Origin of the sequence: Escherichia coli, from assembly GCF_036503815.1 — a bacterium.
In the GTDB taxonomy this organism is placed as follows: Bacteria; Pseudomonadota; Gammaproteobacteria; order Enterobacterales; family Enterobacteriaceae; genus Escherichia; species Escherichia coli_F.
This window is the reverse complement of sequence record NZ_AP027764.1, coordinates 1052992-1065080: the sequence shown is the minus strand read 5'-3', so window position 1 is coordinate 1065080 and position 12089 is coordinate 1052992. Positions and strand designations below refer to the sequence as shown.

Here is a 12089-nt window from a genome sequence, read left to right as displayed (position 1 = left end):
ACGCGATGTATTTCCTATGATTAGCGTATTCGATATTTTCAAAATCGGCATTGGCCCTTCCAGTTCTCATACCGTTGGACCAATGAAAGCGGGTAAGCAATTTACCGACGATCTGATTGCCCGTAACCTGCTTAAAGACGTGACCCGCGTGGTGGTTGACGTGTACGGCTCGCTCTCTCTGACCGGTAAAGGCCACCACACAGATATCGCCATAATTATGGGTCTGGCGGGTAACCTGCCGGATACCGTGGATATCGATTCCATCCCTGGTTTTATTCAGGATGTGAATACTCATGGTCGCCTGATGTTGGCAAACGGTCAGCACGAAGTGGAGTTCCCGGTTGATCAGTGCATGAACTTCCATGCCGATAACCTTTCTCTGCATGAAAACGGCATGCGCATTACCGCGCTGGCGGGCGATAAAGTCGTTTACAGTCAGACTTACTACTCTATCGGCGGTGGCTTTATCGTTGATGAAGAACATTTTGGTCAGCAGGATAGCGCACCGGTTGAAGTTCCTTATCCGTACAGTTCCGCTGCCGATCTTCAAAAACATTGTCAGGAGACCGGGCTGTCACTCTCTGGTCTGATGATGAAAAACGAGCTGGCGCTGCACAGCAAAGAAGAACTGGAACAGCACCTGGCGAACGTCTGGGAAGTAATGCGTGGCGGTATTGAGCGCGGTATTGCCACCGAAGGCGTTTTGCCAGGCAAACTGCGCGTTCCACGCCGCGCTGCGGCACTGCGCCGGATGCTGGTTAGCCAGGATAAAACCACCACTGATCCGATGGCAGTTGTTGACTGGATCAACATGTTTGCGCTGGCAGTGAACGAAGAGAACGCTGCGGGCGGTCGCGTGGTGACTGCGCCGACTAACGGTGCGTGCGGGATTATCCCGGCAGTGCTGGCGTACTACGACAAGTTTATCCGCGAAGTGAACGCTAACTCACTGGCTCGTTACCTGCTGGTAGCAAGCGCGATTGGTTCTCTTTATAAGATGAACGCCTCGATTTCTGGTGCCGAAGTGGGTTGCCAGGGTGAAGTTGGCGTGGCGTGCTCTATGGCGGCAGCTGGTCTGGCAGAACTGTTAGGCGCAAGCCCGGCGCAGGTGTGCATCGCGGCGGAAATCGCCATGGAACACAACCTCGGTCTGACTTGTGACCCGGTTGCTGGACAAGTTCAGGTACCGTGCATTGAGCGTAACGCCATTGCGGCAGTAAAAGCGGTGAACGCTGCACGTATGGCGCTACGCCGTACCAGCGAACCACGTGTCTGCCTCGATAAAGTTATCGAAACCATGTACGAAACAGGTAAAGATATGAATGCCAAGTACCGCGAAACCTCTCGTGGTGGCCTGGCGATGAAGATTGTTGCCTGCGATTAATCGCTCTCCAGAGGCCTCGATTTGCGAGGCCTCTTCCCGTTTTCTCATCCAGCCGTAGCCTCTTCCAGTAGTGAATGTTACCCTTATCGCCTGATCTTTAAGGGGGTTATCGTGGCTGTTCATTTGCTTATTGTCGATGCACTGAATCTTATCCGTCGCATTCATGCCGTTCAGGGGTCGCCTTGTGTCGAAACCTGCCAGCACGCGCTCGATCAGCTCATTATGCACAGCCAGCCAACCCACGCGGTCGCCGTTTTTGATGATGAAAACCGCAGTAGCGGCTGGCGTCATCAGCGTTTACCAGATTACAAAGCGGGTCGACCACCAATGCCGGAAGAGTTGCACAACGAAATGCCTGCATTACGCGCCGCCTTTGAGCAACGAGGCGTCCCGTGCTGGTCAGCCAGCGGCAACGAAGCCGATGACTTAGCCGCCACGCTGGCGGTCAAAGTAACTCAGGCCGGGCATCAGGCAACAATTGTTTCGACAGATAAAGGCTACTGCCAGTTACTTTCACCTACATTACGTATTCGTGATTACTTCCAGAAACGTTGGCTGGATGCACCATTTATTGATAAAGAATTTGGCGTTCAACCGCAGCAGTTACCCGATTACTGGGGGCTGGCGGGGATCAGCAGTTCAAAAGTGCCGGGCGTTGCGGGGATCGGGCCAAAAAGCGCTACGCAGCTGCTGGTCGAATATCAAAACCTGGAAGGGATATATGAAAATCTGGACGCGGTTGCCGAAAAGTGGCGCAAAAAATTAGAAATGCATAAAGAGATGGCATTTCTGTGCCGCGATATTGCCCGCTTACAGACTGATTTGCATATCGACGGCAATTTACAGCAATTGCGGTTGGTACGGTAACGGCGTGCCGGATACGGCGCAAACGTCGCATCCGGCATCGTCACATCAGCGCAATTACCAGGCGGTATGGTAAAGCTCTACAATATCCTCAAGCGTTGCTTCACGCGGGTTGCCACCGGTACAAACATCATCCAGTGCCGCCTGCGCCAGTGCCGGAATGTCTTCCTTGCGTACACCAACATCACGCAAATGTGGCGGAATACCGACATCACGGTTGAGAGCAAATACCGCTTCAACAGCGGCATTACGTGCCTCTTCCAGGCTCAAACCTTCCACTTTTACGCCCATAACGCGCGCGATATCGCGGTACTTCTCACCAGTAAATTCGGCGTTATAACGCATGACATGCGGTAACAGGATGGCGTTCGCAACACCGTGTGGAGTGTTGTAAAACGCGCCCAGCGGATGCGCCATACCATGCACCAGCCCTAACCCAACATTCGAGAAGCCCATACCCGCAACATACTGCCCGAGCGCCATTTCTTCTCCGGCATCCTTATCACCAGCAACCGATCCTCGTAGCGCCCCAGCAATAATTTCAATCGCTTTAATGTGCAGCGCATCGGTTAGCGCCCACGCACCACGAGTAATATACCCCTCAATAGCATGAGTGAGCGCATCGACACCCGTCGCGGCTTTCAGCGCAGGCGGCATACCATCCATCATGTCAGCGTCAATAAACGCCACCTGCGGGATATCATGCGGATCAACGCAAACAAACTTGCGCCGTTTTTCTTCGTCAGTGATCACGTAGTTAATGGTCACTTCTGCCGCAGTGCCTGCTGTGGTGGGGATTGCCAGAATCGGTACACTAGGTTTATTGGTCGGGGAAAGCCCTTCCAGGCTACGCACATCGGCAAACTCCGGGTTGTTGCTGATAATGCCAATCGCTTTACAAGTATCCTGTGGAGAACCACCACCAATAGCGATCAGGTAATCCGCGCCGCTATTCTGGAATACACCGAGCCCTTCTTTGACGACAGTAATTGTTGGGTTGGGCACTACGCCGTCGTAAATCGCCCATGCCAGCCCTGCAGCATCCATCTTATCGGTCACTTTCGCCACCACGCCGCATTGCACCAGCGTTTTATCGGTGACGATCAGCGCCTTCTGATAACCACGGCGTTTCACCTCATCGGTTAAAGCTCCAACAGCCCCCCGACCAAACCATGCCGTTTCGTTCAGAATCATTCTGTTAGCCATCATCCTTCTCCTTGTTGCTTTACGAAATTACTCTTCAATCCGTAACCCGTAGGTTTTGAATTTCTCCAGCACTACGGCAATCTCTTCATCGCTCAGCACTGGCACCGGGTCCGTAATCGCCAGGGTCGTCAGGTAAAGCTGCGCCAGCACTTCAACCTCATGCGCCAGCCATAACGCTTTCTCCAGATTCACCTCACAAGCGATAAGCCCATGATGTTGTAACAAAGTTGCCTTACGGTTTTTGAGAGCCAGCGCAACATGTTCAGAAAGTTCCCGAGTTCCAAAGGTCGCATAAGGCGCGCAAGGAATAGAATTACCACCAGCCGCCGCAATCATGTAGTGAATAGCGGGGATCGGTCGGTTAAGAATGGAAACTGCCGTGCAATGAACGGCATGATTGTGAACAACCGCGTTGGCATCCGGTCTGCTTTGATAGGCCGCCATATGGAAACGCCATTCGCTTGAGGGGAGCTTTCCTTCCTCATGTTTACCGTTGCCATCAATAAAGACAATATGCGACTCCGTCAGTTTTTCATACGGAATGCCTGTAGGCGTAATCAGCATCCCATCCTGATAACGTACACTGACGTTACCCGCTGTTCCCTGATTCAGTCCCAGGCGGGTCATTTCCAGGCAAGTGTCAATAATCTGACGAGCAAGTTTATTTCGTTCCATTAGCTACCTCTCTCTGATTCAAAACAGGGCAATAATGTTGTTCCTTTCACACTATTGAATTAGCCGTTTAATTACCCACCATCTTCTTCCTGATTAACCGGAAAGAAATTCACAAGCTTATATTTTGTGACCTGGCTCAACTAATCACAGTAAATAACTGCAAGTTCTCTTTTTATAACCCCGTTAAAAATGACCGCTCTTAAAAATATTTATCAAAACGGTCATTTTTCCATTTCCCCTCGCCAGAAATGCCCGTTTTCGGCATAAACAATTAATACGGTCATCTGGTTTGTGTTTTTTATGATTTATTTTCTGAAACGGGCATGAAATTTCGATTATTAAAGTGATGGTAGTCACATAAAGTCACCTCCCAGCTAATAAGTGTGACCGTCGTCATATTACAGAGCGTTTTTTATTTGAAAATGAATCCATGAGTTCATTTCTGACAGGCAAATATTCACTGATATGAAGCCCGAACTCGCTGGTTTTGCACTTTTGAAAACATAACCGATTACGTGCTTAAGCTTCTGAACCTAAGAGGATGCTATGGGAAACACATCAATACAAACGCAGAGTTACCGTGCGGTAGATAAAGATGCAGGGCAAAGCAGAAGTTACATTATTCCATTCGCGCTGCTGTGCTCACTGTTTTTTCTTTGGGCGGTAGCCAATAACCTTAACGACATTTTATTGCCTCAATTTCAGCAGGCTTTTACGCTGACAAACTTTCAGGCAGGTCTGATCCAATCGGCCTTTTACTTTGGTTATTTCATTATCCCAATCCCTGCCGGGATATTGATGAAAAAACTCAGTTATAAAGCAGGGATTATTACCGGATTATTTTTATATGCCTTGGGCGCTGCATTATTCTGGCCCGCCGCAGAAATAATGAACTACACCTTATTTTTAGTTGGCCTATTTATTATTGCAGCCGGATTAGGTTGTCTGGAAACTGCCGCAAACCCTTTTGTTACGGTATTAGGGCCGGAAAGCAGTGGTCACTTCCGCTTAAATCTTGCGCAAACATTTAACTCGTTTGGCGCAATTATCGCGGTTGTCTTTGGGCAAAGTCTTATTTTGTCTAACGTGCCACATCAATCGCAAGACGTTCTCGATAAAATGTCTCCAGAGCAATTGAGTGCGTATAAACACAGCCTGGTATTATCGGTACAGACACCTTATATGATCATCGTGGCTATCGTGTTACTGGTCGCCCTGCTGATCATGCTGACGAAATTCCCGGCATTGCAGAGTGATAATCACAGTGACGCCAAACAAGGATCGTTCTCCGCATCGCTTTCTCGTCTGGCGCGTATTCGTCACTGGCGCTGGGCGGTATTAGCGCAATTCTGCTATGTCGGCGCACAAACGGCCTGCTGGAGCTATTTGATTCGCTACGCTGTAGAAGAAATTCCAGGTATGACCGCAGGCTTTGCCGCTAACTATTTAACCGGAACCATGGTGTGCTTCTTTATTGGTCGTTTCACCGGCACCTGGCTCATCAGTCGCTTCGCACCACACAAAGTCCTGGCAGCCTACGCATTAATCGCTATGGCACTGTGCCTGATCTCAGCCTTCGCTGGCGGTCATGTGGGTTTAATAGCCCTGACTTTATGCAGCGCCTTTATGTCGATTCAGTACCCAACAATCTTCTCGCTGGGCATTAAGAATCTCGGCCAGGACACCAAATACGGCTCGTCCTTCATCGTTATGACCATTATTGGCGGCGGTATTGTCACTCCGGTCATGGGTTTTGTCAGTGACGCGGCGGGCAACATCCCCACAGCCGAACTGATCCCCGCACTCTGCTTCGCGGTCATCTTTATCTTTGCCCGTTTCCGTTCTCAAACGGCAACTAACTGAACATATTTTCCGAATAAAGTGAGGAATCTGTAATGAAAAAAATCAGCTTACCGAAAATTGGTATCCGCCCGGTTATTGACGGTCGTCGCATGGGTGTTCGTGAGTCGCTTGAAGAACAAACAATGAATATGGCGAAAGCCACGGCCGCACTGCTGACCGAGAAACTGCGCCATGCTTGCGGAGCTGCCGTCGAGTGTGTCATTTCCGATACCTGTATCGCGGGTATGGCTGAAGCTGCTGCTTGCGAAGAAAAATTCAGCAGCCAGAATGTAGGCCTCACCATTACGGTAACGCCTTGCTGGTGCTATGGCAGTGAAACCATTGACATGGACCCTACCCGCCCGAAAGCCATTTGGGGCTTTAACGGCACTGAACGCCCAGGCGCTGTTTACCTCGCCGCAGCTCTGGCAGCTCACAGTCAGAAAGGTATCCCGGCATTCTCCATTTACGGTCATGACGTTCAGGATGCCGATGACACATCGATTCCTGCCGACGTTGAAGAAAAACTGCTGCGCTTTGCCCGCGCCGGTTTGGCAGTCGCTAGTATGAAAGGTAAAAGCTATCTGTCGCTGGGCGGCGTTTCGATGGGGATCGCCGGTTCCATCGTTGACCACAACTTCTTTGAATCCTGGCTGGGAATGAAAGTCCAGGCGGTGGATATGACCGAACTGCGTCGCCGTATTGATCAGAAGATTTACGACGAAGCAGAACTGGAAATGGCGCTGGCCTGGGCTGATAAAAACTTCCGCTATGGCGAAGATGAAAATAACAAACAGTATCAACGCAATGCCGAGCAAAGCCGCGCAGTTCTACGCGAAAGTTTACTGATGGCGATGTGTATCCGCGACATGATGCAAGGCAACAGCAAACTGGCCGATATTGGTCGCGTGGAAGAATCTCTTGGTTACAACGCCATCGCTGCGGGCTTCCAGGGGCAACGTCACTGGACCGATCAATATCCAAATGGCGACACCGCCGAAGCGATCCTCAACAGTTCATTTGACTGGAATGGCGTACGCGAACCCTTTGTCGTGGCGACCGAAAACGACAGTCTTAACGGCGTGGCAATGCTAATGGGCCACCAGCTCACCGGCACCGCTCAGGTATTTGCCGATGTGCGTACCTACTGGTCACCAGAAGCAATTGAGCGTGTAACGGGGCATAAACTGGACGGACTGGCAGAACACGGCATCATCCACTTGATCAACTCCGGTTCTGCTGCGCTGGACGGATCCTGTAAACAACGCGACAGCGAAGGTAAACCGACGATGAAGCCGCACTGGGAAATCTCTCAGCAAGAGGCTGACGCTTGCCTCGCCGCGACCGAATGGTGCCCGGCTATCCACGAATATTTCCGTGGCGGTGGTTACTCTTCCCGCTTCCTTACTGAAGGCGGTGTCCCGTTCACCATGACCCGTGTCAACATCATCAAAGGCTTGGGCCCGGTACTGCAAATCGCGGAAGGCTGGAGCGTTGAGTTACCGAAGGATGTGCATGACATCCTCAACAAACGCACCAACTCAACCTGGCCAACCACCTGGTTTGCACCGCGCCTCACCGGTAAAGGGCCGTTTACGGATGTGTACTCGGTAATGGCGAACTGGGGCGCTAACCACGGGGTTCTGACCATCGGCCACGTTGGCGCTGACTTTATCACTCTCGCCTCCATGCTGCGTATCCCGGTATGTATGCACAACGTTGAAGAGACCAAAGTGTATCGTCCTTCTGCCTGGGCCGCGCACGGCATGGATATTGAAGGCCAGGATTACCGCGCTTGCCAGAACTACGGCCCGTTGTACAAGCGTTAATACATTACTCCCTGATGTGATGCCCGGTCGCTCCGGCTTCCGGGCCTGAACAAGCAAGAGTGGTTAGCCGGATAAGCAATGTTATCCGGCTATATTGCAGGAGCGATTATGAAACAAGAAGTTATCCTGGTACTCGACTGTGGCGCAACCAATGTCAGGGCCATCGCGGTTAATCGGCAGGGAAAAATTGTTGCCCGCGCCTCAACGCCTAATGCCAGCGATATCGCGGTGGAAAACAACACCTGGCACCAGTGGTCTTTAGACGCCATTTTGCAACGCTTTGCTGATTGCTGTCGGCAAATCAATAGTGAACTGACTGAATGCCACATCCGCGGTATCGCCGTCACCACCTTTGGTGTGGATGGCGCTCTGGTAGATAAGCAAGGCAATCTGCTCTATCCGATCATTAGCTGGAAATGTCCGCGAACAGCAGCGGTAATGGACAATATTGAACGGTTGATCTCCGCACAGCAGTTGCAGGCTATTTCTGGCGTCGGAGCCTTTAGTTTCAATACGTTATATAAATTGGTGTGGTTGAAAGAAAATCATCCACAACTGCTGGAACGCGCGCACGCCTGGCTCTTTATTTCGTCGCTGATTAACCACCGTTTAACCGGCGAATTCACTACTGATATCACGATGGCCGGAACCAGCCAGATGCTGGATATCCAGCAACGCGATTTCAGTCCGCAAATTTTACAAGCCACCGGTATTCCACGTCGTCTCTTCCCTCGTCTGGTGGAAGCGGGTGAACAGATTGGTACGTTACAGAACAGCGCCGCAGCAATGCTCGGCTTACCCGTTGGCATACCGGTGATTTCCGCAGGTCACGATACCCAGTTCGCCCTTTTTGGCGCTGGTGCCGAACAAAATGAACCCGTGCTCTCTTCCGGTACATGGGAAATTTTAATGGTCCGCAGTACGCAGGTTGATACTTCACTGTTAAGTCAGTACGCCGATTCCACCTGCGAACTGGATAGTCAGGCAGGGTTGTATAACCCAGGTATGCAATGGCTGGCATCCGGCGTGCTGGAATGGGTGAGAAAGCTGTTCTGGACGGCTGAAACTCCCTGGCAAATGTTGATTGAAGAGGCTCGTCTGATCGCGCCTGGCGCGGATGGCGTGAAAATGCAGTGTGATTTATTGTCGTGTCAGAACGCTGGCTGGCAAGGAGTGACGCTTAATACCACGCGGGGGCATTTCTATCGCGCGGCGCTGGAAGGGTTAACCGCGCAATTACAGCGCAATCTACAGATGCTGGAAAAAATCGGGCACTTTAAAGCCTCTGAATTATTGTTAGTCGGTGGAGGAAGTCGCAACACATTGTGGAATCAGATTAAAGCCAATATGCTTGATATTCCGGTAAAAGTTCTCGACGACGCCGAAACGACCGTCGCAGGAGCTGCGCTGTTCGGTTGGTATGGCGTAGGGGAATTTAACAGCCCGGAAGAAGCTCGCGCGCAGATTCATTATCAGTACCGTTATTTCTACCCACAAACTGAACCTGAATTTATAGAGGAAGTGTGAAATGCTGAAAACAATTTCGCCGTTAATTTCTCCCGAACTATTGAAAGTGCTGGCAGAGATGGGACATGGAGATGAAATTATTTTTTCCGATGCTCACTTTCCCGCCCATTCGATGGGACCGCAGGTGATCCGTGCTGATGGCCTGTTGGTGAGCGACTTACTCCAGGCGATTATCCCGTTATTTGAACTGGACAGTTATGCACCGCCGCTGGTGATGATGGCAGCGGTAGAGGGTGACACTCTCGATCCTGAAGTAGAACGACGTTATCGAAATGCGCTTTCACTACAAGCCCCCTGTCCTGACATCATCCGCATCAATCGTTTTGCGTTTTATGAACGGGCGCAAAAAGCCTTTGCGATCGTTATCACAGGCGAACGAGCGAAGTACGGGAATATTCTTTTAAAAAAAGGGGTAACACCGTAATCTCATACCGGTACGCCCGCATGACGCGGGCGGTTATCGAATGATGGGGTGAAAAATATGAAAGCGGCACGCCAGCAAGCGATAGTCGACCTGCTGCTGAACCATACCAGCCTGACCACGGAAGCGCTCTCTGAACAGCTAAAGGTCAGTAAAGAAACCATTCGTCGCGATCTCAATGAATTACAGACGCAGGGTAAAATTCTGCGCAATCATGGGCGCGCTAAATATATCCACCGTCAAAATCAAGACAGTGGCGATCCCTTTCACATCCGGCTGAAAAGCCATTATGCGCATAAAGCAGATATCGCGCGCGAGGCGCTCGCGTGGATTGAAGAAGGGATGGTGATAGCCTTAGACGCCAGTTCAACCTGCTGGTATCTGGCACGCCAGTTGCCTGACATCAACATCCAGGTCTTCACCAATAGCCATCCGATTTGCCATGAACTCGGTAAACGTGAACGCATTCAACTGATCAGTTCCGGCGGCACACTTGAGCGCAAATATGGCTGTTACGTCAATCCCTCGCTGATTTCCCAACTTAAATCGCTGGAAATCGATCTGTTTATTTTTTCTTGTGAAGGGATCGATAGCAGCGGTGCACTGTGGGACTCCAATGCCATCAACGCTGATTACAAATCGATGCTATTAAAACGTGCCGCGCAATCGTTGTTATTGATTGATAAAAGTAAATTTAATCGTTCAGGGGAAGCCCGCATCGGGCATCTGGATGAGGTCACGCACATTATTTCTGATGAGCGCCAGGTTGCGGCTTCTTTGGTAACAGCCTGACAGAAATGGGAGCAGGCCGGAGACGACGCCCCGGCCTTGTTAGTTATCGCTCGTCGCGACGGCCACCCACCGCAGCCCAGATGCGGCGGACATGCACCGTCACTTCTTCACGATCGTGATACAACTGTCGCGCCTGAATCTGAGCATTTATGCCATGTTCATCAAGCTGTGCCTGAATATACGCCAGATTATGTGACACTTCTTCGTAGCGTTTTTTCATCGGCAGTTTGAGGTTGAAAATGGTTTCACGGCACCAGCCATTAACCAGCCACTGCGCCATCAATGCCGCAACTTTCGCCGGTTTTTCAACCATATCGCATACCATCCAGGAGATATTGCTGCGTGTCGGACGGAATTTGAAACCGTCTTCCCGCAGCCACGTCACCTGCCCGGTATCCATCAGGCTTTGTGCCATCGGGCCGTTATCAACGGAATATACCCACATGTTGCGCTTCACCAGTTGGTAGGTCCAGCCGCCTGGGCAAGCACCTAAATCCACCGCCCACATCCCGTTCGCCAGACGTTCATCCCACTCATCCGCCGGAATAAACACATGAAATGCCTCTTCCAGTTTGAGCGTGGAACGACTCGGCGCATCTGCCGGAAATTTCAGGCGCGGAATGCCCATATAGAACGGCGAATTATTGTTGCTGTATGAGTAACCGGTATAGCAGCAACCTGGTGCAATAAAGAATACATGCACAACCGGACGCTTCGGCGTTTCATAGTTCGCCAGCACCCCGGCATCGCGCAAGGCAGCGCGTAGCGGCACGGTGAATTTACGGCAGAATTTCAGCAACTCTTTGCTTTCGTTGGTATCGGCAACTTCAACACGCAGTTCACCGCCCTTCTCTACTACGCCCTGTAACATGCCGACAATGGGGGTAATACGATCTTCTGGCGGCAAATGCTGCAGGAGTTCCCCGACCACAAACCACTGGCGGGCAAAAATTAATGAACTGAACGGCAGCTCACGGATTAACTTATCGCCATCATCAGGTTGATAACATTCATAAATGACATAACCCGCATTCTCTTTCACGCGGGTAAAACCGAAAATTTCCCGCAGGCCGGCTTTATCGGTAATTTCTGCGGCGCACTCTTTTTCAAAGCCCGGACGGCACAGCAATACAACCTTATTCATGACTTACGCCCTTGCGCTTTAAACGGATAGCACCAACTAACATTAACGCCCAGCCCGCGAGGAAGCTCACGCCGCCAACCGGTGTGACAAATGCCCACAAACGCAGATGGGACAGCGCCAGGCAATAAAGGCTGCCGCTGAACAGCACCGTGCCTAACGCGAGGAAAACGCTACTCCAGTAAAACCAGATACTGATGCGACGCTGCATTGCCACCGCCAGACCTAAGATCGCCAGCGTATGGAACGCCTGGTATTCGAGACCGGTCTGGATCCAGCCCATCTCAACGGCCCCCATGGTTTTACTTAACACATGCGCGCCAAAAGCGCCCAGAGCCACAAAAATGAAGCCGCTAATGGCGGCAAAAATCAGCATAAAACGGCTGGTCATGGTCGTACCCTACGTAA

The 12089-nt window shown here is 51.1% G+C and carries 11 protein-coding genes; 7 read left to right on the top strand and 4 right to left on the bottom strand.

What is annotated here, in order from left to right:
- Positions 1 to 16: 16 nt before the first annotated feature.
- Positions 17 to 1384: an L-serine ammonia-lyase II gene (sdaB, locus tag AABJ99_RS05115; RefSeq protein WP_000626401.1), complete on the top strand. Its 1368-nt coding sequence runs from the start codon at positions 17 to 19 to the stop codon at positions 1382 to 1384.
- A 111-nt stretch (positions 1385 to 1495) separates the two neighbouring features.
- Positions 1496 to 2251: a flap endonuclease Xni gene (gene xni, locus AABJ99_RS05110; RefSeq protein ID WP_039021094.1), complete on the top strand. Its 756-nt coding sequence runs from the start codon at positions 1496 to 1498 to the stop codon at positions 2249 to 2251.
- A 54-nt stretch (positions 2252 to 2305) separates the two neighbouring features.
- On the opposite strand, the gene fucO is transcribed toward xni, so the two are convergent.
- Positions 2306 to 3454: a lactaldehyde reductase gene (fucO, locus tag AABJ99_RS05105; RefSeq protein WP_039021093.1), complete on the bottom strand. Its 1149-nt coding sequence runs from the start codon at positions 3452 to 3454 to the stop codon at positions 2306 to 2308.
- Between the two features lie 27 nt (positions 3455 to 3481).
- Positions 3482 to 4129, bottom strand: coding sequence for an L-fuculose-phosphate aldolase (fucA, locus tag AABJ99_RS05100; protein ID WP_000440775.1), 648 nt, complete (start codon positions 4127 to 4129; stop codon positions 3482 to 3484).
- A 546-nt stretch (positions 4130 to 4675) separates the two neighbouring features.
- Here fucA and fucP point away from each other — a divergent pair.
- From fucP to fucR, 5 genes are all read left to right on the top strand, one after another.
- Positions 4676 to 5992: an L-fucose:H+ symporter permease gene (gene fucP / locus AABJ99_RS05095; protein ID WP_000528603.1), complete on the top strand. Its 1317-nt coding sequence runs from the start codon at positions 4676 to 4678 to the stop codon at positions 5990 to 5992.
- 32 nt (positions 5993 to 6024) lie between these two features.
- A complete protein-coding gene (fucI, locus tag AABJ99_RS05090) occupies positions 6025 to 7800 on the top strand; it encodes an L-fucose isomerase (protein ID WP_000724148.1) in 1776 nt (591 codons plus the stop codon).
- Positions 7801 to 7908: 108 nt separating this feature from the next.
- Positions 7909 to 9327, top strand: coding sequence for an L-fuculokinase (gene fucK, locus AABJ99_RS05085; protein ID WP_338387512.1), 1419 nt, complete (start codon positions 7909 to 7911; stop codon positions 9325 to 9327).
- A 1-nt stretch (position 9328) separates the two neighbouring features.
- Positions 9329 to 9751 (top strand): L-fucose mutarotase, encoded by a 423-nt coding sequence (fucU, locus tag AABJ99_RS05080; protein WP_000920840.1) that lies wholly within the window; start codon positions 9329 to 9331, stop codon positions 9749 to 9751.
- A gap of 57 nt (positions 9752 to 9808) precedes the next feature.
- On the top strand, positions 9809 to 10540 hold the full coding sequence (gene fucR / locus AABJ99_RS05075) for an L-fucose operon activator (RefSeq protein WP_001308912.1): 732 nt from the start codon (positions 9809 to 9811) through the stop codon (positions 10538 to 10540).
- A 43-nt stretch (positions 10541 to 10583) separates the two neighbouring features.
- Here fucR and rlmM read toward each other — a convergent pair whose 3' ends face one another.
- Together rlmM and ygdD are read right to left on the bottom strand one after the other, a co-directional pair.
- Entirely contained in the window at positions 10584 to 11684 is a 1101-nt protein-coding gene (gene rlmM, locus AABJ99_RS05070) for a 23S rRNA (cytidine(2498)-2'-O)-methyltransferase RlmM (protein ID WP_039021091.1), read from the bottom strand.
- Positions 11677 to 12072: a DUF423 domain-containing protein gene (gene ygdD / locus AABJ99_RS05065; protein WP_000203905.1), complete on the bottom strand. Its 396-nt coding sequence runs from the start codon at positions 12070 to 12072 to the stop codon at positions 11677 to 11679. Before ygdD ends, rlmM begins: the two co-directional genes overlap by 8 nt.
- Between the last annotated feature and the right edge of the window lie 17 nt (positions 12073 to 12089).

Coding starts and splice junctions, on each gene's coding strand:
- fucP (WP_000528603.1), top strand. CDS start 4,676: ATGGGAAACACATCAATACAAACGCAGAGTTACCGTGCGGTAGATAAA.
- ygdD (WP_000203905.1), bottom strand. CDS start 12,072: ATGACCAGCCGTTTTATGCTGATTTTTGCCGCCATTAGCGGCTTCATT.
- fucI (WP_000724148.1), top strand. CDS start 6,025: ATGAAAAAAATCAGCTTACCGAAAATTGGTATCCGCCCGGTTATTGAC.
- sdaB (WP_000626401.1), top strand. CDS start 17: ATGATTAGCGTATTCGATATTTTCAAAATCGGCATTGGCCCTTCCAGT.
- fucK (WP_338387512.1), top strand. CDS start 7,909: ATGAAACAAGAAGTTATCCTGGTACTCGACTGTGGCGCAACCAATGTC.
- fucO (WP_039021093.1), bottom strand. CDS start 3,454: ATGGCTAACAGAATGATTCTGAACGAAACGGCATGGTTTGGTCGGGGG.
- fucR (WP_001308912.1), top strand. CDS start 9,809: ATGAAAGCGGCACGCCAGCAAGCGATAGTCGACCTGCTGCTGAACCAT.
- fucA (WP_000440775.1), bottom strand. CDS start 4,129: ATGGAACGAAATAAACTTGCTCGTCAGATTATTGACACTTGCCTGGAA.
- rlmM (WP_039021091.1), bottom strand. CDS start 11,684: ATGAATAAGGTTGTATTGCTGTGCCGTCCGGGCTTTGAAAAAGAGTGC.
- fucU (WP_000920840.1), top strand. CDS start 9,329: ATGCTGAAAACAATTTCGCCGTTAATTTCTCCCGAACTATTGAAAGTG.